The 26,724-nt window shown below is 32.5% G+C and carries 28 protein-coding genes and 1 tRNA gene; 7 read left to right on the top strand and 22 right to left on the bottom strand.

The features are described 5' to 3' along the window. Window positions 1-10: 10 nt before the first annotated feature. The 5 genes from sufB to HPY57_07235 form a co-directional block, all read right to left on the bottom strand. Window positions 11-1,453 (bottom strand): Fe-S cluster assembly protein SufB, encoded by a 1,443-nt coding sequence (sufB, locus tag HPY57_07255; GenBank protein NPV11569.1) that lies wholly within the window; start codon window positions 1,451-1,453, stop codon window positions 11-13. A gap of 454 nt (window positions 1,454-1,907) precedes the next feature. Further along, the gene (locus tag HPY57_07250; protein ID NPV11568.1) at window positions 1,908-2,705 is read right to left on the bottom strand and encodes a hypothetical protein; all 798 of its coding nucleotides are present in this window, start codon (window positions 2,703-2,705) and stop codon (window positions 1,908-1,910) included. Between the two features lie 9 nt (window positions 2,706-2,714). Further along, a complete protein-coding gene (locus HPY57_07245; protein NPV11567.1) occupies window positions 2,715-3,269 on the bottom strand; it encodes an RNA polymerase sigma-70 factor in 555 nt (184 codons plus the stop codon). Window positions 3,270-3,396: 127 nt separating this feature from the next. Continuing rightward, window positions 3,397-6,135, bottom strand: coding sequence for a choice-of-anchor D domain-containing protein (locus tag HPY57_07240; GenBank protein NPV11566.1), 2,739 nt, complete (start codon window positions 6,133-6,135; stop codon window positions 3,397-3,399). Window positions 6,136-6,148: 13 nt separating this feature from the next. Continuing rightward, window positions 6,149-9,190, bottom strand: coding sequence for a T9SS type A sorting domain-containing protein (locus tag HPY57_07235; protein NPV11565.1), 3,042 nt, complete (start codon window positions 9,188-9,190; stop codon window positions 6,149-6,151). A 191-nt stretch (window positions 9,191-9,381) separates the two neighbouring features. Between HPY57_07235 and HPY57_07230 the strand changes: the two genes are divergently transcribed. From HPY57_07230 to rnhC, 3 genes are all read left to right on the top strand, one after another. After that, window positions 9,382-10,707: an FAD-dependent oxidoreductase gene (locus tag HPY57_07230; GenBank protein ID NPV11564.1), complete on the top strand. Its 1,326-nt coding sequence runs from the start codon at window positions 9,382-9,384 to the stop codon at window positions 10,705-10,707. A 17-nt stretch (window positions 10,708-10,724) separates the two neighbouring features. Continuing rightward, complete coding sequence (locus HPY57_07225; GenBank protein ID NPV11563.1) at window positions 10,725-11,309, top strand: pseudouridine synthase; 585 nt, start codon at window positions 10,725-10,727, stop codon at window positions 11,307-11,309. A gap of 282 nt (window positions 11,310-11,591) precedes the next feature. Continuing rightward, window positions 11,592-12,518 (top strand): ribonuclease HIII, encoded by a 927-nt coding sequence (gene rnhC, locus HPY57_07220; protein NPV11562.1) that lies wholly within the window; start codon window positions 11,592-11,594, stop codon window positions 12,516-12,518. A 3-nt stretch (window positions 12,519-12,521) separates the two neighbouring features. Here rnhC and HPY57_07215 read toward each other — a convergent pair whose 3' ends face one another. Both HPY57_07215 and HPY57_07210 read right to left on the bottom strand, forming a co-directional pair. Then, window positions 12,522-12,794: a hypothetical protein gene (locus HPY57_07215; GenBank protein NPV11561.1), complete on the bottom strand. Its 273-nt coding sequence runs from the start codon at window positions 12,792-12,794 to the stop codon at window positions 12,522-12,524. Between the two features lie 9 nt (window positions 12,795-12,803). Beyond that, a complete protein-coding gene (locus HPY57_07210; protein NPV11560.1) occupies window positions 12,804-15,482 on the bottom strand; it encodes a hypothetical protein in 2,679 nt (892 codons plus the stop codon). A 223-nt stretch (window positions 15,483-15,705) separates the two neighbouring features. Between HPY57_07210 and HPY57_07205 the strand changes: the two genes are divergently transcribed. After that, the gene (locus tag HPY57_07205) at window positions 15,706-17,070 is read left to right on the top strand and encodes a cysteine synthase (GenBank protein ID NPV11559.1); all 1,365 of its coding nucleotides are present in this window, start codon (window positions 15,706-15,708) and stop codon (window positions 17,068-17,070) included. A gap of 19 nt (window positions 17,071-17,089) precedes the next feature. On the opposite strand, the gene HPY57_07200 is transcribed toward HPY57_07205, so the two are convergent. The 4 genes from HPY57_07200 to def form a co-directional block, all read right to left on the bottom strand. Then, a complete protein-coding gene (locus HPY57_07200; protein NPV11558.1) occupies window positions 17,090-17,989 on the bottom strand; it encodes a phosphoribosylaminoimidazolesuccinocarboxamide synthase in 900 nt (299 codons plus the stop codon). 54 nt (window positions 17,990-18,043) lie between these two features. Next, window positions 18,044-18,793: an SDR family oxidoreductase gene (locus HPY57_07195; protein ID NPV11557.1), complete on the bottom strand. Its 750-nt coding sequence runs from the start codon at window positions 18,791-18,793 to the stop codon at window positions 18,044-18,046. Window positions 18,794-19,101: 308 nt separating this feature from the next. Beyond that, window positions 19,102-19,174 (bottom strand) — tRNA-Phe (locus HPY57_07190). A gap of 144 nt (window positions 19,175-19,318) precedes the next feature. Further along, the gene (def, locus tag HPY57_07185) at window positions 19,319-19,882 is read right to left on the bottom strand and encodes a peptide deformylase (GenBank protein ID NPV11556.1); all 564 of its coding nucleotides are present in this window, start codon (window positions 19,880-19,882) and stop codon (window positions 19,319-19,321) included. 178 nt (window positions 19,883-20,060) lie between these two features. On the opposite strand from def, the gene HPY57_07180 reads away from it, so the two are divergent. Further along, window positions 20,061-20,564, top strand: a complete 504-nt coding sequence (locus HPY57_07180; protein NPV11555.1) for a Spy/CpxP family protein refolding chaperone — start codon at window positions 20,061-20,063, stop codon at window positions 20,562-20,564. Between the two features lie 101 nt (window positions 20,565-20,665). Here the strand turns inward: HPY57_07180 and HPY57_07175 are convergent, their stop codons facing one another. From HPY57_07175 to HPY57_07125, 11 genes are all read right to left on the bottom strand, one after another. Continuing rightward, on the bottom strand, window positions 20,666-21,379 hold the full coding sequence (locus HPY57_07175; protein ID NPV11554.1) for an SDR family NAD(P)-dependent oxidoreductase: 714 nt from the start codon (window positions 21,377-21,379) through the stop codon (window positions 20,666-20,668). After that, entirely contained in the window at window positions 21,372-21,692 is a 321-nt protein-coding gene (locus HPY57_07170; GenBank protein ID NPV11553.1) for an SDR family NAD(P)-dependent oxidoreductase, read from the bottom strand. The genes HPY57_07175 and HPY57_07170 overlap by 8 nt, the downstream gene beginning before the upstream one ends. Next, the gene (locus tag HPY57_07165) at window positions 21,689-22,093 is read right to left on the bottom strand and encodes an SDR family NAD(P)-dependent oxidoreductase (GenBank protein ID NPV11552.1); all 405 of its coding nucleotides are present in this window, start codon (window positions 22,091-22,093) and stop codon (window positions 21,689-21,691) included. The genes HPY57_07170 and HPY57_07165 overlap by 4 nt, the downstream gene beginning before the upstream one ends. Then, window positions 22,093-22,659 (bottom strand): GTP cyclohydrolase I FolE, encoded by a 567-nt coding sequence (gene folE, locus HPY57_07160; GenBank protein NPV11551.1) that lies wholly within the window; start codon window positions 22,657-22,659, stop codon window positions 22,093-22,095. Before folE ends, HPY57_07165 begins: the two co-directional genes overlap by 1 nt. Then, window positions 22,656-23,069: a 6-carboxytetrahydropterin synthase gene (locus HPY57_07155; protein ID NPV11550.1), complete on the bottom strand. Its 414-nt coding sequence runs from the start codon at window positions 23,067-23,069 to the stop codon at window positions 22,656-22,658. Before HPY57_07155 ends, folE begins: the two co-directional genes overlap by 4 nt. Continuing rightward, window positions 23,066-23,650, bottom strand: coding sequence for a DUF3501 family protein (locus tag HPY57_07150; protein NPV11549.1), 585 nt, complete (start codon window positions 23,648-23,650; stop codon window positions 23,066-23,068). Before HPY57_07150 ends, HPY57_07155 begins: the two co-directional genes overlap by 4 nt. A 42-nt stretch (window positions 23,651-23,692) precedes the next feature. After that, window positions 23,693-24,163 carry a rubrerythrin gene (locus HPY57_07145; GenBank protein ID NPV11548.1) on the bottom strand — a complete coding sequence of 157 codons (471 nt, stop codon included), beginning with the start codon at window positions 24,161-24,163 and terminating at the stop codon, window positions 23,693-23,695. Further along, the gene (gene bcp / locus HPY57_07140; protein NPV11547.1) at window positions 24,164-24,622 is read right to left on the bottom strand and encodes a thioredoxin-dependent thiol peroxidase; all 459 of its coding nucleotides are present in this window, start codon (window positions 24,620-24,622) and stop codon (window positions 24,164-24,166) included. A gap of 8 nt (window positions 24,623-24,630) precedes the next feature. Continuing rightward, window positions 24,631-25,125, bottom strand: coding sequence for a hypothetical protein (locus HPY57_07135; GenBank protein NPV11546.1), 495 nt, complete (start codon window positions 25,123-25,125; stop codon window positions 24,631-24,633). 81 nt (window positions 25,126-25,206) lie between these two features. Next, window positions 25,207-25,689 (bottom strand): redoxin domain-containing protein, encoded by a 483-nt coding sequence (locus HPY57_07130; protein NPV11545.1) that lies wholly within the window; start codon window positions 25,687-25,689, stop codon window positions 25,207-25,209. Between the two features lie 17 nt (window positions 25,690-25,706). Then, a complete protein-coding gene (locus HPY57_07125; GenBank protein ID NPV11544.1) occupies window positions 25,707-25,913 on the bottom strand; it encodes a hypothetical protein in 207 nt (68 codons plus the stop codon). A 118-nt stretch (window positions 25,914-26,031) separates the two neighbouring features. Here HPY57_07125 and HPY57_07120 point away from each other — a divergent pair, with 118 nt between their 5' ends. Then, entirely contained in the window at window positions 26,032-26,514 is a 483-nt protein-coding gene (locus HPY57_07120; GenBank protein ID NPV11543.1) for a transcriptional repressor, read from the top strand. Then, a complete protein-coding gene (locus tag HPY57_07115; protein NPV11542.1) occupies window positions 26,495-26,722 on the top strand; it encodes a ferrous iron transport protein A in 228 nt (75 codons plus the stop codon). The genes HPY57_07120 and HPY57_07115 overlap by 20 nt, the downstream gene beginning before the upstream one ends. Window positions 26,723-26,724 lie beyond the last annotated feature (2 nt).

Below are 26,724 nucleotides of genomic sequence, written 5' to 3'. Positions count from 1 at the left end.
TAATTATTAATTAACCTACACTGCCTTCGAGACTAATGCTTAACAACTTAGAAGCCTCGACTGCGAATTCCATCGGTAATTCTAAAATGACTTCTTTGCAGTAGCCATTGACAATTAAACTAATTGCATCTTCTTTGGAAATGCCTCTTTGATTTAAATAGAAAATTTGATCTTCACCAATTTTTGAAGTTGTTGCTTCATGCTCGACACGAGCAGTTGGATTATTTACTTCCAAATATGGGAATGTATGAGCGCCGCATTTATCTCCAATTAAAAGAGAATCGCATTGAGAGAAATTGCGTGCGTGATCAGCGTTTGGCAAAATCTTTACAAGTCCACGATAGGAATTGTTTGATTCACCTGCTGAGATTCCTTTAGAAACAATTGTACTTCTTGTATGTTTTCCAATATGGATCATCTTTGTACCAGTATCAGCTTGCTGACGGTGATTCGTCATTGCAACTGAATAAAATTCGCCTACTGAATAGTCACCCTGAAGAATTACACTTGGATACTTCCATGTAATAGCGGAACCTGTTTCGACCTGCGTCCAGGAAATTTTTGAATGCTTGCCTTTTGCAATTCCTCGTTTTGTAACAAAGTTATAAATTCCGCCTCTTCCTTCTTTATCACCTGGATACCAATTCTGAACTGTTGAATACTTAATCTCAGCATTATCAAGAGCGATTAATTCAACGACAGCAGCATGCAATTGATTTTCATCTCGCATTGGTGCTGTACAACCTTCAAGATAACTAACATAGCTTCCTTCATCAGCTATAATCAAAGTTCTTTCAAATTGACCAGTTTCATTAGCATTGATTCTAAAGTATGTTGAAAGTTCCATCGGGCATCTGACACCCTTTGGAATGTAAACAAATGAGCCATCAGAAAACACAGCCGAGTTCAAAGCAGCAAAAAAGTTATCTGTAGGTGGAACAACAGAACCAAGATATTTTTTCACAAGATCTGGATATTCACGAATTGCTTCAGACATTGAGCAGAAAATTATTCCAAGTTCAGCTAATTTTTCTTTATAAGTAGTTGCAACGGAGACACTATCAAAGACAGCGTCAACAGCAACCCCGGCAAGTCTTTTCTGTTCTTCGAGTGGAATTCCTAATTTTTCAAAAGTCTTTAGTAATTCTGGATCTGCTTCATCAAGACTTTTCAACGGACGTTTCTTTGGTGCAGCATAATATCTGATGTCCTGATAATTAATTGGCGGATAATAAACATTTGCCCAATGTGGTTCTTCCATTTTAAGCCATGCACGATATGCTTTTAATCTCCACTCTGTCATCCATTCAGGTTCACCTTTTTTCTCCGAAAGCATTCTAATGATATCCTCATTAAGACCTTTCGGAAAGGTCTCCATTTCTATATCGGTGTAAAAGCCATATTTATATTCTTGCAGGGCTAGTTGATTCAGATCAACTGTTTCGTTTTGCATTTTATCCTCCGGATATGGTTTAATTTTCATTGTTTTGGAATTCAAGTTTAGGTAATCTTTACAATTTAGTCAAGATTAAAACCAAATACTACCAAAAAAAGTTCTCAAAATCTTGTCACCTAAATCAAATTAATTAGCTTTTTGAACTTCAATTATCAATTATTTAAGATTGAAATAATATTTGGCTGAAATGATGATTTCTAAAATTTTCTCACAATTTTGAAAACCCCATTATCATATTTGAGAATTATAAATCTAAACTCTCAATATTTTCTCAAAAAATCTCAATTTTTTAGCTGGCACAGATATTGACCTTTAAAAATATCATTTGAGTTCTCCTAAAAGTTGAAGTTACTACCCTTATCTGTGTTACCCTTATTGCCCTCCACTAAAACGTAACTCTACACTGCCAAGGTTTGCCCTCCACCTTGGCAGTTCTTTTTTTAAACCAACTCTAAGCAATAAAAATTTCCGTAACAAAAGCTATTTCCACTCTTTCAAATAATATTTTGTCTTTCTTTCTTAATGGTGTTTTTTCACTCTCAGTAAAAATCCCCTCTTTCAGAACTTTTTCTTTTAACGCTATAAGATAAAATGGCTTGGAGTGCTTCTTTGCGAGTAATGCAAGTCGCTTGGTGCCTAACTTATTAATAAAATATTTGTTCTGAATAATTTTATCTGCACCAGTTATAACAATATCCACTTCAGAAATCACTCTTTCAATTTCTTTATCCTGAATTAAAATGCATTTAGCTCCTAATTGTTTTAGTTTTATAAAAAGCAATTTCCCCTCACCACCTGGATTTGAAACAGGAATATAAAATTCAGGATCAAATCCTTCTGATTGAATTTTTTCAAATAGCTTAAAGCAAGTATAGCTGTTTGAAAAAGTGAGTATTCGAATGCCTTTAGAAATTTTCCTTCTAAATTTACCGTAAAGCTTCTGAATTCTTAACTCTTGTTGATTAAGTAGAGCTCGAATATAACTTTTCACATCTTCAAGATTGCTCTTTTCTAATTTTTGCTCAACTTTGCCAAGTGTATAAAGAATCGCAGCAAATTGCGTGAAAACTTCTCTGAAAATCAAAATTAAATTCTTAAGCGTCTTAACACTGCGGGACTTTAAAAGCAACAGTAAAATTTTTTCATTTAATTCTTGACTACCAGAAGAATAATCTGAGATAATTCCCTTTACAGAATTATAAGTTTTAGGAGAGAGTGATTTTAATAATGACTTAATAGTTTCTGGCATCAACCAATATCAGTCGAGATAATGAGAAAGTTTTTTACGAAGTATTGCGATGGCTTTGTTGATTTGATTTTTGACTGTTTGAAGCGAAATTTCAAGCGTTTCTGAAATTTCTTGATAAGATAAATTATGATATCTGCTTAAAACAAAAACCGCTCTACAACGATTTGGCAAAGTTTCAATTGCCTTTTTAATATCATCTTCAACAAAGTTATATGTATAATCATTTTCTGGATTTTCAAAAAAAGCATTTATTGAATTTTCATCATCGGGGTCAAAATTTGAAACTAATTCTTTTCTTGTTAAAAAATTCAAAGTTAGATTCCTTGCGATCCTGAATAAATAATAATTTGGAGGTATTGATGAGTTAAGTTTATTTAATGAATTATAAAAATTAAGAAAGGTATCTTGAGTTAAATCTTTTGCTACTTCTCTATTATGCGTCATCCGATAAATAAAACGAAACACATCATTATAATGATCAAAGAAAAACTCTTTGAAGGCTTCTTCATCACCGCTCTTAATTCTATCTATGAAAAGCAGGTTGTAGCTTTTTTCTCTACTCATTTATTAATTGTATCATTTTTAAATAAAATTGGAAAAATTACTTCACATTATCAAATCGGATATTAAGGCAAATTTAAGGGGAAAGGCTGTGAACGCTAAATATTAGCTTCACAGCCTTGAAAGGATCTTATTTCAGATAAATCATTTTTTTGATAGAAACAAAATCTTTTGATACCATTTTGTAAAAATAAACTCCACTTACTAAACCAAGTTTATTTGCATCAATCTCAATCTCATATTCACCCGGATTTTTTTCTTCGAAAACAAGATTTGCGACTTCTTTACCCAGCATATTGAAGAGTGAGATATTGACAAAAGATTTCTCTTTTACAGAAAAAGTAACTTTTGTCGTTGGATTAAATGGATTAGGATAATTCTGAGAAAGTTTATAATCAAATTTTATTGGATTATTCTCAACATCAGTCAGCTTTCCAAATTTTACGGCAAATTTTGTAACATCTCCATTATGATTGAATGTGTAACTGGTAGTGTTTTTCATATTAACAGTTCGGTTGTTTGTTGAATCAATAAGCAAGAAGTAATATTGATTTAAAAATTCAGCTGGGAAATTTTCGCTTAGATTTTTCCAGCTAATCGTTGATTGTTCAGCTCGTTTTGAGTGGAATTCAAAATCCCATAAATAAACTTGATTTGCCGAAAATCTTCGAACATCTGAAAGATATTTGGTGAATAAAGGATTCCAATTATTTCTTCTGAAATAAATCTCTACTGCACTATCATTTGGATTAATTGGCGGTTTTGCATTATCGAATGAATTATCAAACCCGGTTGTTGCATTTTCATTTAGTCCAAAATAAAATAAATCATCTCTCGAGAGCGAATTACTTGCAACAAGATTAAACTTCCAATTTCTTTCGTCAATATAATCTTGTTTAATCTTTGGCAATGATCCAATAGTTTGTGATTTGACAAATTTCAATTCCAATCCACTAACAAGTGCAGCGAACCAATAACCCAAGAATTGATCCATAGTATCGATTGAAACATATGAATTAGTAGCCTTTGAAAATGCAAACAAATTACCCTGAACCCAGCCCTGGGCAACTGCATCATCAAGCGAAAGAATTGTTGTGTTGTTTTTTATTTGAAGATTGGATTTTCTTAGATCTTTCAGATACAAGAGTGAAATCAAATTCCAACCAGTAGTTAAAGGAATTAAAGTATCTGAAAGTACAGGCATACCTGTCATTGAAAAATACATTGTATCTTCTAATCCTAACCAGTAACCTCTTCCAATTAAAACTGAGTCAGAAGGTATGTAACTTCCATTTGAATATTTAAAAAGAACATAGCTTGTTGAAAAAGATCCAAAAACAGAGTCTTTTAATGGACTGGCTGGATAAAGTGGAAGTCCAACAAGATTCCAGCCTGGTGCAAATTTTTTGGTTATTGTAGGTTTTATTCCTTCACCTGTCAGCTGAACTAAATAATTTGGAGTGTCAGGATCGTTGCTTGTGATTGTTAATGTTCCAGAATTTGTTCCAAGAGAGAGAGGCGTAAATTTTACTGTAAGATTTGTGCTTCCACCAGCAGGAATATTAATAGGAGTTGTTGCACCAACAAGCTGATAATTACCGGTGATTTGAAGATTGGTAATTGTTAATGCTTCAAGACCTGTGTTTTGAACAGTAAAGGATTTGATTGAATCATATTCAAGCTTAACATTTCCAAAATTTAATGTTGTAATTGTTTGCAAATTCGGAACATACTTTCCAACAACCAGCTTGAAGTTGCGCGTTCCTCCAGTACCTGAATTGTAACTATAGTTTCCACTTGTTCTAACATTATGTAAAACATTTGCTGTCAAATCGTTTATGTATATATCATAGTTTGATGGTACATCATTAAACTCACTTACGGAAATTGTGACTGTTGAATTTGTTTTATCAGTTGCAATAAAAAAGTCCCAGCTCACAGTTGAAGTATCAAGTTGTCGATTTGCTTTTATATCTCTGTAATAATTAGGACCAAGCTGGTTAATCCAATCTGAATGAGGGAAAGCAAGATAAACATAATTTGATGGTGGTGCTGGAGGTTTTGCTAAATCAACATTTGGATCATAGCCGTCAGTTGCGTTTAATGCAAGACCAGCGTAGTTGTTATTATCTGTTAATCCGGCCGATGTAATAGATGCACCGAGTCGTATATCCCATTTCAAAAATTCTTTATTATCATAATGTACTGGAGCGTTGGGAGAAACATTATTCGTTAATTCGAATCCATACCAGTGATCAAAGTAACCTGGATTTTTATAACCATCACCACCTCTTAATGAGTTATCAGGGAAACTTGCGTAGGTCCACTCGCCGCCGCTTTGCTCATTGACAAAATATCCTAAAACATAAATTTTTTCTGGATTATTCAGGCTTGCCTTTGGAATTTTTATTTCAATAAAATTCGCTGCATCGTTATCAAAGATTTGCATATTGTGTGGAGTTACATCTACCCATGCAGTTCCATTATATCTCTTTAATGCTGTAAATCCACCTGTAGTTTGTATTTGAATCATATAATCAGCTCTGAATGGCAAAGTCCAATTTTGTGTATTAAATCCAATTGCGTTCAATGTTCCTGCACCATATGTCGGATCTAAATGAGCATCAGTATCGAAATAAAAGATAATCCATTTTGTACTTGACTGACCACTTCCAATATCATTACCTGAATAACCGAGATAAATGTTGTTTGCATCCCAGGTTACATAAGCTGTATAACCTGAAGATGAAGTTGAGAAAGTTTCGTCAGATTGAAAATCATTATTACCATCAATGATAATTGTATTGTAAGTTGTTGCAAATAAAACACCGAAAAAGATTGTCAGTAGGAATAAAGTGGATTTTCTCATTGTGCACCTCCATTTACTTGATGAATATTATTTTTTTCATTTGAGTTCTATCGTTTGATTTAATTCTAAGAAAATAAACTCCACTTGAGAGATTGGAGCCATCAATTATGAAAGAATAAGTCCCGGATCTGTATTTACCTTTTGTAATAGTAGAAATTTCTTTTCCAAGCATATCAAAAATTTTTATTTCAAGATCTGTCTCGTGTGTAATAATTACATCAATTTTAGATTGGGAATTGAAAGGATTAGGATAAATTTCTGAAATATAGATACCATCAATCTGAGGATTAAATTTACTATCAAATCTTACTGTTGTAATTGTTATGGTTGGATCGGGAATACCATCGCCATTTTTATCAATCTCAGCAATGTAAAGAGTAATTAAACTATCAGGTCCTTGATAAAGAGTATCACTTCCGGGCGGACATAATTCTACATCACAATTTGATGGAGCTGCGTCACCAGCGCCCCAATTCTCACCACCTGAGATAACAGCGACAATTTTCAATTTAGTGTAAGGCGGAACAAGTCCCGGACCCAGTCCATAAATATTATTCCATGCAATTGCGACTTCAGCTTGTGTTGTGCCAGCTCTCGAGCAACTTGAAGTTATCTCGTAAGAATTAGAATCAACTATTTTGAATATTCTTGGTTTTTCTCTGTTCCAGGCTGCAATCAATAGATCAATATTATCTTCCTGTCTGAATCTGAAATTTCTGGGAAATGCACCCATATATCCGCGATAACTATTAAAATCTGTTTCACCATCTTCTTGACCAGCATCAATAAAAATTTGAAGAGTATTGTTTACAAGAGTGTATTTTGCACCAATGTAAAAGCTATCAGCATCATAAGTGAAAAATAAATCGTCAAATTCATTGACCAGCGTCCATCTTGAATCACCGATTGGATCGTCAACAATCAACCATTCTGGCAACCAATCGTTTTGACCGATTGAAATAATTCCATCAATCTTTGGTTTACCGTAAGTGTAAATGACAGTATCTTTTTTCTCTTTCACTAAAATTTTGAACGATGAAGTATCAGCGCCGCCTTTGCTGTCATATGCTCGATAAATTATTTGATAAGTGCCAGTATCTTCAGGTGAAGGAATTCCAGCTATAATTCCAGAAAGAGTATCTATCCCTAGCCAATTAGGCTTCTGAATAAAAGCAAAGAAGATTGTATCATTGTCGGGATCAGTTGCTAAAAGTTGTCTTTGCAATCGTTCAGTAATAAAAATTGTTGTATCACCAAGTTCTTGTATAACTGGAAAATGATTTAAATAGACTTGAATTGAAAAAGTATCTCTGTCAATTCCGCCTTTTCCATCACTAACTTCCACAATAATGTTTTGATAAATGCCAGTATCAGCAATTTGTGGAATTCCTGAAATCAATCCCTGAGAAGTTGAATTCAACCACATCGGAAGGTTTGAGAATGTAAAAAACAATGTATCTCTATTTACATCACTTGCTCGAAATTGATATTTAAGTTCTGAAAAAGTAAAAGCGTTTAGTTTATCAACTTTATTAAGTACTGGAGAATGATTTATTTGTTGTGAAGTATCAGCAATGTAAATCGTAAAATTTCTTGGTGGAGCCCACAATTTAATTCTATTTTTTGTTCCGCCAGGTTTGGGACCAACTACAACTTTATTTACATCCTTACCTGTATAATCTTTATAAACAGTGCCAACTGGTAAATCCGTATCTACCCAAACATCTATCCATTGTGATGGATTATCATTTATTACAATATAGCCTCCAATTTGATTTTGCCAGCCGTTTCTTCTTGCAACATAAATATCTTGAGCTAGAAGATTTTGATCTTGATTTCCATCTTGACGAATGTAATAAGGATCGAGTCCACTTCTTAAAGTTGTACTTCCACCTAAAAATTTATGTCGAATAAAAATTAATGTATCAATTAAAGGTCCAAGACCATAATCAAAATAATCTTTGAAAAAGACAGAAGGTCTTCCTTCAGAAAAAAGTATGAACGCGTAACCTAAATGTTTATCTCTAAAAACGGGCGAATGTCCACCAACTGCAGTATCAATTGTTCCATCCCAGCCTGTGCGATCGAAATCATGATTTTCAACAAAAGTAGAAACATTAAAACCAGACATTCCTTTTCCAAAGATTAACCCCGCATAATCAAGTGATCGCATATCGAATGTCCCAGCTGAATTATTACACATATCAGCCAAAGTATAACGAAGTGGAAAATCAAAGAATGAGACATTACCTGCACCCATTGCTGCGAGTTGATTGTAATAATTTCTAATTTCATCTCCGCTTCCTATGTATTCAGCAACAATGTAACTTGAAGGAAATGTTTGATTAACGAATTGAGAAATGAAAATTGGATTTATATGTTTGACCGCATCTAATCTTGCGCCACTGAAGCCGAAATGATTTTTTAAGTAAGCTCCCCAAACAATCAAACTATCTCGAACATCTGGACAATCTGTGCAGTTGTCATTAGCAAATGAGAAGAAATTATCATTGTAAGGTGGTGATTGATTGCAGTTATTGTTTTCACTCGGATTGAATGAATTTGCATTCTTTGGAAATCTTTTGCTTCCAAATGGATAATTAAAAATCAGATATGCTGAATCGGTTCGACAATTGTTTTTTGATTTTAGCTCTCCACCAGCTGTGTGATTCAAAACTACATCAACATAGACATCAAGTCCAATTGATTTTAAAATATTAACCATTCTTTCAAGTTCTACTCTGCTTCCAAAACGTGTTTCAGTAGAACCTTTCTGATAAAACTCCCCGAAATCAAAATGATCGTAAATATCATAGCCCATCGAAAAACCACCGCCTGCGCCTTTCGATGGCGGTGGAATATAAAGCGCAGAAAAACCTGCACTTTTAATTTTTGATCCGAGTGAAGAAAGAGAATCCCACCACACACCGCCTGGAATTACATTCCAATAAAATCCTTGCAGATAAGTATCACCTGAGGGAGTCTGCGCGGAAACTGGAATAGTTATGAAAATTAGAAAAAGAGTTATGACAAAAGTCCTTATTAAAGATTGCAAGATGAAAGATTCCTTATCTTATCTAACCAATAACAAGTTAAGTAAAAGAGGGAAAAGGCAAAAGGGGAAATTTTATGTTTTAATCGAACGAAATTCATTCACTAAATTTAATTACAGTTTTTTTTATTATGACTCCTTGCCTTTATCTTACTTTTTACAAATTTTTGTTTCAAAAATTAAAGGTCACAAAAATGCATCTTTCATTTGATGTTGTTGTTGCCGGCGGAGGAATTGCTGGGATTTCTGCAGCAGTTAAAGCCGCTCGTGAAGGCGCTAAAGTTTTATTAATTGAGCAATATGGATTCGTTGGTGGAATGTCTACAGCTGGAATGGTTTCACCGTTTATGAAACATTCTATTGATAACGAAATTCTCGTTCGGGGAATTTTTGAAGAAATTGAAATTGAAATGAGAAAACGAGACGGTATGATTGATAACGGATTCTATGCAAGTGCTTTTAGAAATGCTTCTTACACGCTTTTAAGAAATTCAGGTGTTAAAGTTCTGGTTCATACGATAATCACAAAAGTCAATAGAGTTAATAACAAAATAAAAAGTATCCACTGTCTCTTATTTGGTGAAGAATTAGAAATTGAAGGCAAAATCTTTATTGATACAACAGGCGATGCCCAATTGGTTTATCTTGGCAATTTTCCTTATGTAAAAGGTGATGAAGAAACAGGAAAACTTCAAGCATTGACTTTATTCTTTAGAATGGGTGGAATTGATTTCATAAAAGCACTTGATTATGTAAAAACTCATAAAGAAGATTTCTTCTCATGGATGACTTACGATTTCGATTTGAACAAAATTATTTCAGTAGCTGGTTACTTTAGTACAGTTAAAAAAGCAATTGCAGAAGGCAGACTTTCGGAGGATGTTAATTACATTTTTTACACAACTCTGCCAAATTCAGGCGAAGCTTCTTTTAATACTTCGAATATTCTTGGGCTCGATGGTTCTACTTCTTATGATTTGACTAAAGCTGAATTAATTGGAAGAGAACAAGTCTGGCAGGTTGTTAAAGTTTTACAAAATGATATTCCTGGTTTTGAAAACTCTTACCTGATTGAAACCGCTATTCAAGTTGGTGTAAGAGAAACAAGAAGAGGTATTGGAGATTATGTCGTGACAGAAGAAGATATTATCCATTGTCATAAATTTGATGATGCAATTGCAAGAGGAAGCTATGGGATTGATATTCATGGACAAAAAGATGAACAAAGCCGTCTGGATGAAATGCCTGAGAATGATTACTACGAAATTCCTCTCAGAGCTTTGATTGTTAAAGATGCTGAAAATTTATTAATCGCTGGGAGAAATGTATCAGCAACTCGTAAAGCTCATGGTGCTTTAAGAATAATGCCAACTTCAGCAGCAATGGGCGAAGCAGCCGGTGCACTTGCCGCAATTTCTGTATCTAAAAAATCATCAGTGAGAGATGTACCAGCAAAAGAGGTTCAATTGAAAATTAAACACAATCTCTCGAAAAAATTTTTTGAAAATAACTCTCTTTAAATCTGCCAGAAACTAAAATGAAATATTATTTCATTTTCAATAAACCCTATAGAGTTTTGTGTCAATTTAGTCCGGTTGAAGGGAAGTTGACCCTTTCTGATTTTTTATCTCTGCCAAAAGATGTTTATCCGGTCGGAAGACTTGATTATGATTCAGAAGGATTAATAATTTTAACCAATGATGGTCTGCTTCATCACAAATTAATTGATCCAAGATTCAGTCACTCAAGAACATACTGGGTTCAGGTTGAAGGAATACCAGACTCAGATGCAATTGACAAATTATCAGAAGGTGTAGTCATTGAAAATAAAAAGACTCGGAAGGCAAATGTTCGAATTCTAACAGAAGAACCCAGGCTCTGGGAAAGAAATCCACCAATTCGATTTAGAAAAAGCATTCCTACAAGCTGGCTCGAAATTGAATTATTTGAAGGGCGAAACCGCCAAATTAGAAAAATGACCGCAGCAGTTGGTTATCCAACACTTAGACTTGTCAGAATTAAAATTGAATTTTTAGAAGTATTTGATTTAAAACCTGGAGAGTTTAGAGAGTTGAAAGAAGAAGAAATAAAAGAGTTAAAGAGAATTTGTGGTTTGCGGTGAAGCACTTAAATCAGCAATTACTCAAGTTTAGTTTAAGTTGAAGAGTTTCATTTTCGTTTTTTCAATATAGTCCATGAAAGATAACTTTTAGTTTTACAAAGTTCAACTTATTTTGAAATAGCTCTTTTCACAATATCTTAAATAACTAAAACTTTAATATTTAGACACACTAATTTTCATCTTTACATATTTTCTTCAATGAAAGCGAACCCAAATAAAGTGTTTAAATCATTTTTCCTTCTAAACCTTTAATTTTGATTAGTAAAACAAAAGATATTTAAGATGCCAGAAAAAAATTCAGAATTAATTGCAAGTCAAATTGCTCAAAAATTAAATGAGCAGTTCAAAGCAGAAAATTACTTTGTGACAGGAATCTCAAAAGGTAATTACAACTTTAATTTTCAAATTAAGAAGCCAAAGAGCAATGTAAATGTGGTTGTTTATTACGGCAAAAAGGGATATAAAATTGTTGTTCAGGGAAATCCCAATTCTCAACTTTACAGCGAAATTCACAACAAAATTTTTTCACCAATTATTGAAAATCAACCAGATAATTCAAAAAATGACAAACCAGACGAACCTGATTATTACATCGGTGTAGATGAATCTGGAAAAGGAGATTTCTTCGGTCCATTAATAATCGCAGGATTTTATACAACTCCAGAAATAAAGAAAGACTTGATTCAATTGAATGTTCAAGACAGTAAAGAACTTTCAGATCAAAAAGTAATTGAGATTGCATCCGTACTAAAAGAAAAGTTTGCTGATTATTTCACAATCGTTCAAATCTATCCAAAGAAATACAACGAACTTTATTCAAAAATTAAAAACTTAAATACACTATTAGCCTGGGGACATTCAAGATGCATTGAAAATATTCTTTCAAAACATAAAGTCCCCGTTGCTATCTGCGATCAATTTGGGAATGAGAGTTATATAAAAAATGCATTGATGAAAGAAGGAAAGCAGATTGAACTTATTCAAACAACAAAAGCCGAGCGATTCATCGGTGTTGCAGCCGCATCAATTCTTGCACGAAATGCTTTTCTTGAATGGATTAAAAAAGCCGAAGAAAGAATTGGAATGCAAATTCCGAAAGGTGCAAATGAAATGGTTAAAGAGACAGCAAGGAAAATAATTGAACAATTTGGGAGAGAAACACTTTATGAATATGTAAAAGCTCACTTCAAAACGATGAATGAACTTTAAATCTTATTCTTCTCTTGCCGCGAACCATATTTTGAAAAAATTAATTACTACCAAACCCAACGCTGAAAGTCCAATTGAAATTATTAACACCATATCAAGTCCAAGCTTATAAGAACTTTTCGTCTGAACAATCACTCTTCCGGTACTTTCATCAATTAATTCAGACGATGGATAAATTTTTGTAAAGATTTCGAAGCCATCAAAACCCCACTTCACAAATAGAACAATTATAATTGTTGAAACTATAAAAAATACAACTCGTCGCACTGTGACCATTCAAACCTCCTATTTATTTTTCAACAAATTCCATTTTTTTAATCGGTAATGAAATGTTGAATGTGGAATGTTCAAAAGTTTTGCCGCTGCTCGTATATTCCAATTTGTCTTTTCAAGTGCATCTATATACTTTTTTATCTCTTCAGCTTCCGAAGAACTCTTTACAATAATTTCAATTCTGGATTTCTCAACGAATTCTTCCTCATCAATCGAGTTTTTAATTTGTGGAGAACTCTCAAGGTCGACTATTCTCTCTTTCAGCAATTTATTTTCTTCTTTCAGCTGCTCAATTACTTTCTCTTTTTCAAGAATAATTTTTTTCAAGTTTTCTATTTTCTCTTCGAGTCGTTTTTTAATTTCTTCGATTTCGAATGATGTTTCTAAGTCCTGTTGCTTTAATTGTGCTGCTTCTTGATCCGCATTAGTTTCCTTCTCTATCTCAGGAAATTCAATTTTATCATTTCTCTTTCTGTTTCTGCTGCTGACAAACAGAAAAACTGAGTACACAAAAATTAAACCTATGATGACGCTAATCACATAAACTAAATATTTCAACAAACTTGACTTAACCGAAAATTTTAATTCTGCTGAATCTCTTAACCAGTTAATTCCATCAATAGAAGCCTCAACAACTAAAGTATAATCACCGGGTGATAAATTTTTATAAGTTATTGTATTGCTGCCTGTAAGATAGTTCCAGTTATCTTCAAATTCTTTTATTCGATATCGATAGATTATTTTTTTCTCATCAAAGAATGAAAATAGCGACACATTTATTTTGAAGATTTCCTCATCATCAGAAACCTCGATTTTGTTCAAATCATAGGATTTCTTGTTAGTTGAAAATCCAGTGAAGTAAATTTTATATGAAAAGTGATTTTCTTTAAGATACTTTAACTCAATTATGCTTAAGCCAGAATTTGTCCCAACAAAAACAATTCCGGACTGTGGATCGTATTCAAGTTCATTTACAAAATTCGAGAGAATTCCATCATTAGAATTTATCGTTGAATATTGCACTCCATTCTTAATAATGAAAATTCCTTCAGGTGTAGCCATCCAGACTTCATTTTTTTGAACAGGAATAACCTCTAAAATTTCTTCAGCATTTTTACCTCCGAACTTTGGAATAAAATTATTAAACCTTCCATTCTTGAAAGACGATAGACCTTTCTTTGTACCAATCCATATCCTTCCTTCATCATCTTCTGAAAGAGCTGTTATGTAATTGTTTATCAATCCATTTCCTGTTCTAAGAACAAGGATTGAGTTGTTAGAAATTTTTACAAGTCCATTATCAGTACCGATATAAATATCATTTGATTGAGTAATATGCAGCGCATTAACTTCATTGCCAGGTAAGACATCATCAATTGAATAATAATCTTTTATTCTGTTGGATTGAAAAACATAAAGTCCCGAGTCGGTTCCGACATAAAGATTATTATCCGAATCTTTTGCAAGTGAAAGAATTTTTCTTGTTTTGATTTGTGAATTGAGGGGAGAATTTGTTAATCGGTTACCTTGCAAAATAAAAAGTCCGTTGTTCGTTCCAATCAGTTTTGCTGAATTAGAAAATTCTAAAACCGAATTGACTTTATTTTGATTTGAGAAATTTAATTGAATATTTGAATAGGTTTTATCAAACGGATTGAAAATTGAAATTCCTTCGTCAGAAAATATATAAACGCCGCTTTTTGCTTTGAAAATTTTGTGTACTGAAGAAGTAACCTTCGGAAATAAAGAAGGATAATTTTGAATGGCAAGTGAATTTAGTTTTGCGATTCCATTTAGAGTACCAATCCAGATATTTCCTTCTCGATCCTCGAATATATCGGTCACAAACTTATGCGGTAAACCATTTGCATAGCCAATGTAATCTTTCCTTGAATTTTCAATTCTCAAAATTCCATCATCAGTGCCAGCCCATATTGCATTTGATTGATCTACAATTAAAGTAAATCGAGTGTAAAATTTATTTGAAGAGTGTAATTCAACAAGTTGATAATTTTCAATTCTGTAAATGCTTCCATCGTTTGTTATGAAAATTATCTTCTTATTCTTATCTAAAGCAACAGCTTTAGCCTGAAAAGTTGAACCTGATTTTTTTTGATTGAAAGTGAATTTGATTCGATTGTATTGAAAAATTAAAAGTCCATTATCCGATGCAATCGCATAACCATTATCAATTGGAACAATATCGTTGAAATTTGTAAGTGGAAGATTTGCGTCGACTAAAATTTTAGTTGCCTGAGAATCACTGGTGACAACAAAAAATTCATTATCCTGAGAAATTAAAATCAATCTCCCCTGTTCACTTCTTAGCTTTTTAATTTTTTTAGGAAGGAATTGAAGTCTTTGATTGACATTTAAAATTTCATTCCGATTTTTTATAACGAAAAGTCCATTAAAAGAAGTGGCAACCCAGACTTGATTGTTTAGATTAGCAATCCCTGCAATTTCTGTTTTAAGTGCATTATCCCAATTACTAACATCTTCAAATTGATAACCATCGTATCTGAATAAATTTGAATTAGTACCTATCCATATGTATCCTTTCTCATCCTGCGAAATTTTGGTGATTGATGCACTTGTTAATCCCTTAGAGGAATTGTAATAATGAAAATTATAAATCTGTGCAGCAACTAATCCCGTGAGTCCAAAGAAAATAAAAAGAAATTTTTTCATTTGATAACTATAATATCATATTGAATTTTGAAAGTCAATAAAACTGCATCGAATTTAGCCGTAATTAAAAAAATAAAAAACTCAAAGCCGAAAAATTTTCTAACAAAAATAATACCTTTAATTGATTGAATTCGATTATTAAATTGAAATTGTAGAGTTACTCCAATCAACTGCTCTATAATTCAATTGCGGATTGAACACAAACATTTGAGGATGCTTATTAATGATTTTCAAGAAAAATATCTTAGAACAAATTGGGAACACTCCATTAATTGAATTAAACAAAATTAATCGTGGACTAAAACCTCGAATTTTTGCAAAACTTGAATCAGCTAATCCAGGCGGAAGCGTTAAAGACCGCATCGGTATAGCAATGATTGAAGATGCAGAGCGAAAAGGTTTATTAAAACCAGGTGGAACTATAATCGAAGCAACTAGCGGAAATACTGGAATTGGTCTTGCACTCGCTGCTGCTGTTAAAGGATATAAATGTATTTTTGTTGTAACAGATAAAGTCAGCAATGAAAAAATAAATTACCTAAAAGCATTTGGTGCAGAAGTAATCATCGTTCCAAAAATGCTTGAACCCGATGATCCAGATTATTATGTGAATCTGGCAAAAAGACTTCATCAAGAAATTCCAAATTCATTTTTTGCCTATCAATATTCCAATAAAGCAAATCCCGAAATTCATTACAAAACAACTGGACCTGAGATCTGGAATCAGACAGATGGGAAAATAACTCATTTTGTATCAGGAATTGGAACTGGAGGAACAATTAGTGGAACAGGAAAATTTCTCAAAGAACAAAATCCAGATGTAAAAATTATTGGTGCTGATCCTTTTGGTTCAATTTTTAAACATTACAAAGAAACCGGCGAATTGATTAAAGGCTCACCTTATCTTGTCGAAGGAATTGGTCAGGATTGTATACCTGAGAATGTTGATTTTAGTGTGATTGACGAAATAATAAATGTAAGTGATAGAGATTCGTTTTTAATGGCAAGAAAGTTAACAAGAGAAGAAGGAATTTTTGCTGGTGGAAGCACTGGAACAAATCTCTATGCAGCACTAAAAATTGCCGAGAACCTTTCAGAAAATGATTTGATCGTTTTCATCGTATGCGATACCGGCGAAAGATATCTTTCTAAACTTTACAATAATGATTGGCTTCGAGAACATAGAATTTATTTCGATAAACCAAAAACCTTAAAGGATTTATCTGAAATTAAAAAATCACGAGGATATCAGATTCTTGTAAAATTAAGTCCCGATGATAAAGTTGAGAAAGCTCTTGAATTAATTTCATCGAGTGGTTTTTCAAATCTTCCTGTTATTGAGGACAAAAAATCTATTGGTGTAATTCGAGAAAACAGATTGTTGATGAAATTAATTGAAAAGCCTGATTTGAAAAATTCTTTAGTTAGCGATGTTATGGATGAACCGCTTGAAATTCTTGAAGCAAACACTGGAATCGAAGAAGTAAAAGAATATCTTAAAAAAGATTACGCTGTACTTGTGAGCGAATTCGGTAGAATAATTGACATAATTACCAGATATGATTTAATTGAATTAATGGAAACTTAAAGAGACATCCCTGACGATTTCAAATTCTTAATTTTTCACCTGTTATAATTTCAAAAATTTCTAAATACTTCTGACTTGTTTTCTCAATTATTTCTCTGGGCAATTTTGGAGGAGGTGGCTGACGATTAAAGTTTATGCTTATCAAATAATCTCTTAAAAATTGTTTATCAAGACTTTCTTGCGATTTTCCTAGCTGATATTTTTCAATTTGCCAGAAACGACTCGAATCAGGTGTGAGTAGTTCATCAATTAAAATTATTTTATCATTAAACCACCCGAATTCCATTTTTGTATCAGCGATAATAATGCCTTTTGTGAATGCATAATCAAAACATGATTTGTAAATTTCAATTGCTTTGTGTTTGATAAATTCGATTTCTTTTTCTCCAGCAATTTTTTTTGCTTCTTCTTCAGTAATGTTAATATCATGCTTACCAAATTCTTCCTTAGTTGCTGGAGTAAAAATTGGATAAGGCAATCTGTCCGATTCTTTTAATCCCGAAGGTAATTTTACACCACAAACAGATTGTGACTTTTTGTATTCTTCCCATCCTGAACCGGAAAGATAACCGCGCACTACACATTCAATTGGAATAACTTCTGTTTTTTTGACAAGCATCGAACGATTTGCAAGCTGTTCAAGGTACGGCTTACACACTTCAGGAAATTTATTCACATCTGTTGTGATAAGATGATTATCAATTATCTCGTTTGTAAATCTAAACCAGAATTCTGAAAGTTTTGTTAAAACAATTCCTTTATATGGAATTCCATCATTCATTATTACATCAAAAGCAGAAATTCTGTCAGTCGAAACAATTAATAAATTTTCACCAAGATCATAAATATCTCTAACCTTACCTCTTTTAAGTAGTTTAAGATTTTCAAAATTAGTTTCGAGAATTATTTCCTGTTTCATTGTTACGACATTTTTAATAAGTGAAATTAAAATTTTGTTAATCTATTATTTATCTCATCTGGCGCAGGTTAAATGTCTTCCACCGTCAATTGCAATTGTCTCGCCTGTTATCCATCCAGCTTTTTCAGAAGCAAGGAAGAAAATCAAATCTGCAATTTCCTCCGCTTTTCCGACTCGACCGATTGGATGAGTTGTTTTGCTGTGCTCAAGAAAACGATTGTAAGTTTCTTGATCCATTCCAGAATTTAGATGACAATTTGTTACAACAACACCAGGATTAACTGCATTTACTCGAATACCTTTAGGTGCAAGTTCAAGAGCAGCGCAGCGGGTTAAATGATCAACACCGGCTTTACTTACACAATAAGCCAGAATATTAGGAAAACTTCGAAGTCCCGTAACGCTCGACACATTTACAATTGAACCTTTTTTCTTTTCAAGAAGCGGAATGCAAAGATTCATTAAATGAAAAGTTGATGTCAGATTTGTTTCAATCATTTCATTCCAGGCTTCGAGGGATGTGTTTTCAATTGTTCCATTTCTTAAAATACCAGCTGAATTAACCAGAACATCAAGTTCGTATTTCTTTGATTTCAGATATTCGACCAAATTTATTCTATCTTCTTTTTTAGAAACATCAGCACGATAAACATCAATTGAATCTCCAAATTCATTTTTTAGTTCATCTAATTTATTTTGATTTCTTCCAACTCCCACAACAAAAAAACCCTCTGCAATAAATTTTCTCAAAGTCGCATTTCCAATTCCGCTTGTTGCACCAGTAATAAGAGCAATTTTGTTCATAAATATTCCTTTCTTTTTATTTTCAATTCAAAAATAAGAATTTGATTTTTATTGGGAGAAATAAGCTAATAATTTTTAAGCTGCAAAAATCTCTTCATTAACTAATCTTACAAATTGTAGTGAATATTTATAAATAATAATTCGATTAAAGCGTACAGCAGCAACCTATAAAAAAGCATCCTTAATACTTAATAAAATGAAGACAACCAACTTTTTCCCGGAAGAGCATTCTTAAGCTAATTCTTTAAAGATTTCATTCGAGATAGTGAAAAATTTAAAACAAAAAACCCCGATTTCTCGGGGTCGTGTGGGCAGAGACGGAATCGAACCGCCGACACATGGATTTTCAGTCCATTGCTCTACCAACTGAGCTATCTGCCCATAATTTCAATTTGGTGATGCAAAAATATAAAATTGGAATTAAAAATTAAAGCTGAGGTAAATAGTGAAATTAAATTTAAATTTCTGTTAACTGACAAAATTTCAAATTGAGTTTAATTATAATATCATTAGAATTATAAAAAACTAACGGCTCTTTTCCAGCACCTGATAACCGGTAATTGGATAATGAACCTCAATTTCTCGCTTTATCATTTTATCAAGTAACGGTTTAACTTTTTCTTTTTCGGTCTTCGACAAATAGTCTATTATTAATTTACCATTCAAATGGTCAATTTCATGTTGAAGAACACGAGCAGCAAGTCCCTCGAAATCTTCAATATGCTCTTTCAAATCAAGATCATTGTATCTCAAGCGAATTTTTTCAGGTCTTCTGACATTAACCCTCAAACCCGGTAGTGATAAACATCCTTCTTCCATTTCTGATTCACCATCGGTCAATAAAATCTTAGGATTAATTACAACCATAGGTTTAGTATGTTCGTATCCTTCAATTTCAGAAATATCAGCTACAAGGATCTGAACTCGTTGACCAACCTGAGTTGCAGCAAGACCAATTCCATCGCTCTTTTTCATTGTTTCAAACATATCTTCAATGAAACTTAAAAGTTTATCATCAACCTTTGTCACCTTCTTCGCCTTCTGTCGAAGAATTTCATCACCATAAATATTTATTGGTAGTATAGCCATTTTTTTCACCTAATTTTATTTCAATTTACCAATTGCAAAACGACAAAAAAAATGAATTAGTTCCAATTGAGGGGATTAATTTTAAAATCTAAGACTAATCTATTTAACTCATTAAACCTAATTGAAATTTTATTTGTCAAAATTCACGAAAACATTAAACAAAAAAGGAGAAACAAAAATGAAAGCAAAATTTAATTTAGCATTGATCGGGCTTTTGATTGCTGTTTTCGCTGGAAGCATGTTTGCACAGCCACGAAGACCTTACTTTTACGATAAATTAAATCTAAGCGATCAACAAATTACTCAAATCGAAAAACTCAGAGATCAGCATTTGAAAAAAATGTCTGATTACAGAAATGAGTTAAGCAAATTAGCTATTGACTTAAGGTCTGAGTGGAGAAGTTCAAATCCCGACAAGAAAAAAATCGAATCTCTTCAAAACAAAATGAATGAAATTCGAACGAAAATGAGTCAGGATAGATTAAATCACTGGTTTGATATTTATAATCTGCTTGACGAAAAACAAAAAGAAAAATTCCGCGAATTCCGAAGTGAGTTTTTCAAAGATGGAAAATTCTGGGGACCAAAGATTAAAAAGGAATTCTTACCAAGACGTCCAGGTTTTGGTCGTGGTTTAGGTCCCTGTGGAATGGGTTACGGTCCCTGGTGGGATGATAAGTAATTGCTCATAGAACCTCCATGCTTGCGTAAAATTCCCATAAGCCTCACAGTTAACCTCCTGCTGTGAGGCTCTTTTATTTTAAAGAATTTTTTTGGTAAAAATTATTTTGGATTGGTAGGTCGTATCTCAAATTCTGAAAGCATTGCTCTTCTTGGTAGTCTCAAAAATGCCAGCACTCCTTCCGCTACATCTTCTGGTTTTAATATTTTATCTCGATCAATATTAGGATTGAAATTGCCTATTAAATCGGTATCAACTAAACCAGGATGAACCAAACAAACTCTGATATTGTATTGACGAACTTCCAACATTAAAGAATGAGCAAATCCTGTTAAAGCAAATTTTGTAGCCGAATATCCAGTTCCTCCGGGATTTACATTTTTACCAGCAAGAGAAGAAATGAAAACAATATCTCCGTTTTTTCTTTCAATCATTGACGGAAGAATTAATCTGGTTAAATTAAACACACCATAGAGATTGGTTTTTATTAATCTATCAAATTCTTCATAAGTGTAATCCACTAAATTTTTAAACATACCAATTCCAGCGTTATTTACGAGAATATCAATCTTTGTCTCTTTCAAAAAATTATCCAGAACATCTTTAAGCTTGTAGAAATCACCTACATCAACTGGAAAAAATTTTTTAAGAACATTGAATTGTGATAGTTCATCTTCTAGTTTCTTAAGATCAGATTCATTTCGCGCAACTCCAAAGATGTTGTATCCTTCTTTTGCAAGTTGAACTGCGATTGCTTTGCCAATTCCTTTACTTAATCCAGAAATAAAAACATTTTTATTATTAAGTTCAGACATTTAAATCTCCCGTAATTGGTCTGATTACAATTTCCTCACTGACAATTGAATCGGGTTGAAGAAAAGCTGAAACTACAATATGTGCAATATCATCAGGTTTCATCATTTTATCTGAAGCAGCTTTTCTAATTTCTTTATCCCACATTGGAGTTTCGGTTGGACCAGGAAGAATATTTACGACTTTTATTCCAAATTCTCTAATTTCTTCTCTCAAACAGTCTGCAAAAGCTACAAGCCCCGCTTTCGATGCCGAGTAAACAGCACTTTTGGGATAAATCTTTCTTGCAGCAAAAGAACTTATATTAATTATCATTCCCGATTTTTTTCAATCATATAAGGCAAAACATTTTTGGTGCAGTAAATTGCGCCAAGCAAATTAGTATCAATGATTTCTTTTGCTTCCCTATTCGATGTATCTATTACATTTTTAAATGCAGTAATTCCAGCATTATTAACTAGACAATCTATCTTCCCTTCTTCTCTTATAATAGTTTTGACAACCTGACTGACATTTACTTCTGATGCAACATTACAAGGAATAGTTTTTACCTTTAGTTTTTCTTTTGCAAATTCTTTTACTGTTCTTTCGAGCTCGGAATTTCTCCTGCCGGATATATAAACTTTGCAATTAATTTTTGCAAAGTTATAGGCGATTGCTTTTCCTATTCCACTGGAACCGCCTGTTACCCAGACAACTTTTTTATCTTCTTTCATTATCTGATACTCGAATTAATTAATCGTAAAAACTCATTTCTTGTTCGTTCATCTTCTTTGAATGAACCGTGCATTGCACTTGTTGTCGCGATGCTGTTTTGTTTTTCAACTCCTCGCATCATCATACACATATGCATTGCTTCAATAACCACACCAACTCCATCAGGTTTAAGATACTCATTCAAAGTATCTGCGATTTGCTGGGTCAGTCTCTCCTGAACCTGTAAACGTCTTGCAAAAATATCCACAAGCCTTGGAATTTTACTCAGCCCTATGATTTTTCCGTTTGGTATGTAAGCAACATGAGCTTTTCCAAAAAAAGGAAGCATATGATGTTCACACATCGAATAAAAATCGATATCTTTTACAATCACCATTTCATCATATTTTTCTGTAAAAATAGCTTTGTTCAATATTTCATCAACATCCTGTTGATAACCTTTCGTTAAAAATTCATATGCTTTTGCAACTCTTTCTGGAGTTTTTATTAGACCCTCTCTATCAGGATCTTCTCCGATTTCAATTAAAAGTTCTCGAATTAAGTTTTTTGTTTTTTCTATATTCATTCTTCACCTCTAAATTCAACAATATTTCTTTCACTTTCATAAAGTTTTATTGAATATAATTTCCCATTAGGGATTTCATTTTCAAGTTGTTTCCAAAAAGCCATTGCGAGATTTTCTGATGTAGGAATTATTCCTTTCAAAAATTCAACTTCTAAATTCAGATTTTTATGGTCAACATATTTGATAATTTTTTCATTAATGATTTCCTTTAATTTCTTGAGATCAATCAAATATCCAGTTTCAGGATCAACTTCACCACAGACAGTCACTTCTAACACATAATTGTGACCATGATAAAGCGGATTATTACATAGCCCATACAAACGAACATTTTCTTCATCAGTAAACTGCGGATTGAATAAACGATGGGCTGCTGAAAAATGAGCTTTTCTAGTAATATAAACTTTCATTTTTTAACTAAATCCTCTAACAAACTTGATTTTAAATTTTCAGGTAGTATTGTCTCAGCTTTATAATTTGGATGATCAATGGATATTTTAACTAAGGTCTTGGGATTAGTAAATTTTTCTATCTGGTTTTGATTGAATTTAAATTTCAAATATTGAACTGCACTTATCTTTCCATCGGGTAGATTTTCTTCAAGGAATTTTGGAGCAATTGCTTCATCATCAAATTTCAGAAAAATTTTATTATCCTGAATTCCAATTAGTGAATTCAAAATTGGTTTTATGAATTGTCGTTCAAAAATTTCAATAAGCATGGTCGCACAAAGTTCATTTTCATCAGGAATTAATTTATTAAAAACATCCAGTTCTTGTTGGATCAATTTTTCATCTAACATCTTTTCGAGTCTTATCATCTCTTGAATCTGATACAAAACAGTTTCTCTGTTTTCAAAAACAAAGGTAATGTTTTCACCAACTTGGATTCGACGATTCTTCTTTAGCTTAATAATATTCTGTAAAAACTCTTTTCTTACTTTTAGATATTCGTGATAAGGTATAATATCTTTAAGTTCAATTTTCTTCAATTAAAACCTCATAAAGTTCTGGTATGACTTGAGAGGAAGTATTTATTTTTTCTTTTTTAAATCCAATAATAATTCGAGAGCTTTCTGTAATCTTCCAGCATGAGACTTTTCAGCTCTTGCGAGAAATTCGAACCATTCAGCTATTTCATCAAATCCTTCCTCTCGGGCAACTCTGGCAAAGCCAGGATAAAGTTCACTGAATTCAAAGGTCTCGCCTTCAATTGCTACTTTTAAATTGGTTTCAGTATCACCGAGCTCTTTGCCCGTTAATGGATCGGCAATTGGTTCAAGAAATTCTATATGCCCAAAAGCGTGACCGCCCTCTCCTTCTGCTGTCTCAAGAAACACATTAGCAATTTCTTCAAAACCTTCATCTTTTGCTTTTTGCGCAAAGTAAAGATAACGGCGATTTGCCTGACTTTCTAATGCAAATCCTTCAAAAAGGTTTTTAAGCGTTCTTGAATTAGCAAGTTGTTTTAATTTTTCTTTATCTAAATGTGTCTTTTCAACCATTTAATTTTCCAATGCTTCTAAGACTTCTTTAATGTGTCCGTCTACTTTAACTCGTGGAAATATCTTTTTAATTTTTCCTTTTTCATCAATAATAAAAGTGGTTCGTTCAACGCCGAAATACTTTTTGCCATACATACTTTTTTCTTTCCAGACACCGTATTTCTCAAGAACTTTCTTTGTTTCATCACTTAAAAGATCAAATGGCAAGTTATATTTCTCTTGAAATTTTTTATGGGATTGAACGGAATCTGGGCTTACACCAAGAACAACTACATCTTTATTATGGAAAAGTTTGATATGATCTCTAAAATCACATGCCTCTTTTGTGCAGCCAGATGTCATATCCTTAGGATAAAAGTATAAGACAACTTTTTTACCAAGAAAATCTTTTAATGATATTTTTTTCCCATCCTGATTTGGCAATGTAAAAGCTGGTGCTTTTGAACCTTCTTTTAACATTTTTCACCTCAAAATTGATTTAAGAGAATTATAGTAAAAGCGATAAGTAAACTTATCAAAGAGAGATAATAATAACCTGAAATATAAGTCTCTATCCTCTGCTCAAGAAATTGAATCATTTCTGGTTTAGGATAAAGCTTAATATTTTTTTCAGTTCTGATGATTGATTTTTCTAAAAGATAAATCTTTGTTAACGAGATTATAGTCAAAAGACTCGTGAGGAATATGTAAAGTAAATATAATTTCGATTTCAAAGGATTACTCGCCGAGATTAGAAAGTTAATTAAAATCCCTGACCAAATAAAAACTATTGAAAATATAATTACATATTCAAGTTTGTGGTAAAAATCAATTAAAAATTTTCTGAATAGCTTTTGATCAGTGTTTTCCATTTTTTTTCTGAAACCAAAAACAAAAAGCGTCATCATTAAACTACCTGTCCAGAAAACCATTGAAACAATCTGTAAAATATTTGCCAGATATTTTAAGAATTGAATGCCCATCTTATTTTTTTATTTCAAAAATAATGATTGTGTGTAAAAGTTTCGAGACGATTTTGTAAAGATGGGCACTCATTTAATTTTTTATTTAAGATTTGAAAGAGTTTCTTTTATTTTTTGATAATCAGGTTCCTTGCCTGGATCGTCAAGAACTTCAACATATTGAACGATACCATTTTTATCAATTACAAAGGCTGATCTTTTAGCTACACCTTTATAACCAAATTTCCCTGCCAGCCAATTTTCATCAAGTACACCGTAAGACTGACACACTTCTTTATTAAAATCACTCAATAAGTCAAATCCGAAATTTAATTTCTCATTCCATAACTTTTGAGCAAACGGACTATCTACACTAATTCCAAAAACAGTTGCATCAAGTTGTTGATAATCTTGAAGACTATCACGTGTTTGACATAATTCCTTCTCACAGACACCACTATTTACAAAGGGAAAGAATAACAAAACAATATTTTTCTTTCCAACAAAATCGCTTAAAGTTACATCTTCAAGACGATGATTTTTTAGAGTAAAATTTTTGTAAGTATCACCTACTTTAACGGACATTTTTCCTCCATTTATATTTATTTTACTTTTTGACCTAAATTTACTGTTACCTGATATTCAAGTTCTCCAGTTTGAGTTACTCTGCCTCTAATTTCAACAACTTCAAACCAGAGAACTGGATTTTTTTCGTTGTATGCTTTTACAACGCTTTCAATTGCGTCGGAAATACTTTTAGTAGACGTTCCGACAACGATTTTCTTTTCAAATTGTGAACTTGAGCTCATATTATTCCTCTTTTTTTCAAATTTCTGCATTTCTTAACAAAAAAGTAAAGATTAAAGTTTATGTTGACAAAAGTTTTTTTGATTGCTAAATTAGATTTAGTCTAAATAATGATTGAAAATGATTATTAATATTACTCACGCAACAGAAATATTTACTGACTTCTTAAAGAAAGGCTCTTACAGAATTACACCCGAAAGATTTGAAGTGCTTGAATTTGCTTTTAAGCAGACAAAACATTTCAGTGCCGATGAGTTGTTTCTTGCAATGAAAAACGAAGGCTCAAATATCTCAAGAGCAACCGTCTATAATACCCTTGAATTGCTCGTTTCTTGCGGCCTTCTTGCCAAACATAACTTTATGGGCAAAGAAGCCCGCTATGAAAAAATCCTTGGAGTCACAGATCACGATCATCTTATTTGTCTTAATTGCGGGAAAATTATCGAATTTGATAATAACGAAATTCTCAAGATACAGGAAAAAATTTGCGAAGAATTTGGATTTATTCCTGTTAATCACAGTTTTAATATCTACGGATATTGTAAAAATCCAGAACAATGTAAATTAAATAGAGATAACGGAAATGAAAACAACCTTAGATAAAGTCGAAAAAGGTCAAAGATTAATTATTGACCAATTACCTGACGATGATTATAAACTTCAATTAATTCGATTTGGAATAGCTGAAGGAGAAAAAGTTACCTGCCTCGATAAAATTCTTGGAGGGACAATCATTCTCAAAAAAAACCGATTAGAAATTGCTTTAGGCAGTGAACTAGCAAAAAAAATCAAAGTCACGATGTTAAATTAAAA

The sequence above is a fragment of the Ignavibacteria bacterium genome, assembly GCA_013177855.1.
Classification (GTDB): domain Bacteria; phylum Bacteroidota; class Ignavibacteria; order Ch128b; family Ch128b; genus Ch128b.
This window is presented reverse-complemented; position numbering and strand designations above follow the sequence as displayed.

Coding starts and splice junctions, on each gene's coding strand:
- sufB (NPV11569.1), bottom strand. CDS start 1,453: ATGCAAAACGAAACAGTTGATCTGAATCAACTAGCCCTGCAAGAATAT.
- HPY57_07250 (NPV11568.1), bottom strand. CDS start 2,705: ATGCCAGAAACTATTAAGTCATTATTAAAATCACTCTCTCCTAAAACT.
- HPY57_07245 (NPV11567.1), bottom strand. CDS start 3,269: ATGAGTAGAGAAAAAAGCTACAACCTGCTTTTCATAGATAGAATTAAG.
- HPY57_07240 (NPV11566.1), bottom strand. CDS start 6,135: ATGAGAAAATCCACTTTATTCCTACTGACAATCTTTTTCGGTGTTTTA.
- HPY57_07230 (NPV11564.1), top strand. CDS start 9,382: ATGCATCTTTCATTTGATGTTGTTGTTGCCGGCGGAGGAATTGCTGGG.
- HPY57_07225 (NPV11563.1), top strand. CDS start 10,725: ATGAAATATTATTTCATTTTCAATAAACCCTATAGAGTTTTGTGTCAA.
- rnhC (NPV11562.1), top strand. CDS start 11,592: ATGCCAGAAAAAAATTCAGAATTAATTGCAAGTCAAATTGCTCAAAAA.
- HPY57_07215 (NPV11561.1), bottom strand. CDS start 12,794: ATGGTCACAGTGCGACGAGTTGTATTTTTTATAGTTTCAACAATTATA.
- HPY57_07210 (NPV11560.1), bottom strand. CDS start 15,482: ATGAAAAAATTTCTTTTTATTTTCTTTGGACTCACGGGATTAGTTGCT.
- HPY57_07205 (NPV11559.1), top strand. CDS start 15,706: ATGATTTTCAAGAAAAATATCTTAGAACAAATTGGGAACACTCCATTA.
- HPY57_07200 (NPV11558.1), bottom strand. CDS start 17,989: ATGAAACAGGAAATAATTCTCGAAACTAATTTTGAAAATCTTAAACTA.
- HPY57_07195 (NPV11557.1), bottom strand. CDS start 18,793: ATGAACAAAATTGCTCTTATTACTGGTGCAACAAGCGGAATTGGAAAT.
- def (NPV11556.1), bottom strand. CDS start 19,882: ATGGCTATACTACCAATAAATATTTATGGTGATGAAATTCTTCGACAG.
- HPY57_07180 (NPV11555.1), top strand. CDS start 20,061: ATGAAAGCAAAATTTAATTTAGCATTGATCGGGCTTTTGATTGCTGTT.
- HPY57_07175 (NPV11554.1), bottom strand. CDS start 21,379: ATGTCTGAACTTAATAATAAAAATGTTTTTATTTCTGGATTAAGTAAA.
- HPY57_07170 (NPV11553.1), bottom strand. CDS start 21,692: ATGATAATTAATATAAGTTCTTTTGCTGCAAGAAAGATTTATCCCAAA.
- HPY57_07165 (NPV11552.1), bottom strand. CDS start 22,093: ATGAAAGAAGATAAAAAAGTTGTCTGGGTAACAGGCGGTTCCAGTGGA.
- folE (NPV11551.1), bottom strand. CDS start 22,659: ATGAATATAGAAAAAACAAAAAACTTAATTCGAGAACTTTTAATTGAA.
- HPY57_07155 (NPV11550.1), bottom strand. CDS start 23,069: ATGAAAGTTTATATTACTAGAAAAGCTCATTTTTCAGCAGCCCATCGT.
- HPY57_07145 (NPV11548.1), bottom strand. CDS start 24,163: ATGGTTGAAAAGACACATTTAGATAAAGAAAAATTAAAACAACTTGCT.
- bcp (NPV11547.1), bottom strand. CDS start 24,622: ATGTTAAAAGAAGGTTCAAAAGCACCAGCTTTTACATTGCCAAATCAG.
- HPY57_07135 (NPV11546.1), bottom strand. CDS start 25,125: ATGGGCATTCAATTCTTAAAATATCTGGCAAATATTTTACAGATTGTT.
- HPY57_07130 (NPV11545.1), bottom strand. CDS start 25,689: ATGTCCGTTAAAGTAGGTGATACTTACAAAAATTTTACTCTAAAAAAT.
- HPY57_07125 (NPV11544.1), bottom strand. CDS start 25,913: ATGAGCTCAAGTTCACAATTTGAAAAGAAAATCGTTGTCGGAACGTCT.
- HPY57_07120 (NPV11543.1), top strand. CDS start 26,032: ATGATTATTAATATTACTCACGCAACAGAAATATTTACTGACTTCTTA.
- HPY57_07115 (NPV11542.1), top strand. CDS start 26,495: ATGAAAACAACCTTAGATAAAGTCGAAAAAGGTCAAAGATTAATTATT.